The organism is Streptomyces sp. NPDC058240 (assembly GCF_042882135.1).
Taxonomy (GTDB): Bacteria; Actinomycetota; Actinomycetes; order Streptomycetales; family Streptomycetaceae; genus Streptomyces.
In genome coordinates this window covers 1-1,032 of record NZ_JBHVWT010000170.1, presented here as the reverse complement: position 1 = coordinate 1,032, position 1,032 = coordinate 1, and the positions used below count along the sequence as shown (strand labels likewise).

Below are 1,032 nucleotides of genomic sequence, written 5' to 3'. Positions count from 1 at the left end.
ATCCAGGTCGGGTCGGTTGCGGTGGGCGGGGATGCGCCGGTGTCGGTGCAGTCGATGACCACGACGCGTACGTCGGACGTGGGTGCGACGTTGCAGCAGATCGCGGAGCTGACGGCGTCGGGCTGTCAGATCGTGCGGGTGGCGTGTCCGACGCAGGACGATGCGGATGCGTTGGCGGTGATCGCGAGGAAGTCGCAGATCCCGGTGATCGCGGATATTCATTTCCAGCCGAAGTATGTGTTCGCGGCGATCGATGCGGGCTGTGCGGCGGTGCGGGTGAATCCGGGGAACATCAAGCAGTTCGACGACAAGGTGAAGGAGATCGCGCGGGCGGCGAATGATGCGGGGACGCCGATCCGGATCGGTGTGAACGCGGGTTCGCTGGATGCGCGGTTGCTGGCGAAGTACGGGAAGGCGACTCCCGAGGCGTTGGTGGAGTCGGCGTTGTGGGAGGCGTCGCTCTTCGAGGAGCACGGTTTCCGGGACATCAAGATCTCGGTGAAGCACAACGATCCGGTGGTGATGGTGAATGCGTACCGTCAGCTGGCGGCTCGTTGTGACTATCCGTTGCATCTGGGTGTGACGGAGGCGGGTCCGGCGTTCCAGGGGACGATCAAGTCGGCGGTGGCGTTCGGTGCGTTGCTGTCGGAGGGGATCGGGGACACGATCCGGGTGTCGTTGTCGGCGCCGCCGGCCGAGGAGGTCAAGGTCGGTATCCAGATCCTGGAGTCGTTGAACCTGAAGCAGCGGCGGCTGGAGATCGTGTCGTGTCCGTCGTGCGGGCGGGCGCAGGTGGATGTGTACAAGCTGGCGGATCAGGTGTCGGCGGGTCTTGAGGGCATGGAGGTGCCGTTGCGGGTGGCCGTGATGGGCTGTGTCGTCAATGGTCCGGGTGAGGCCCGTGAGGCGGATCTGGGTGTTGCTTCGGGCAATGGCAAGGGGCAGATCTTCGTGAAGGGCGAGGTCATCAAGACGGTGCCCGAGTCGAAGATCGTCGAGACGCTGATCGAAGAGGCCATGAAGATCGCCGAG

General features: G+C 64.4%; 1 protein-coding gene. It reads left to right on the top strand.

All coding sequences use genetic code 11. The annotated features are described in order from the left end of the window. On the top strand, positions 1-1,032 hold a 1,032-nt coding region (gene ispG, locus ACFVX4_RS42190), incomplete at both ends, for a flavodoxin-dependent (E)-4-hydroxy-3-methylbut-2-enyl-diphosphate synthase (protein ID WP_389988883.1).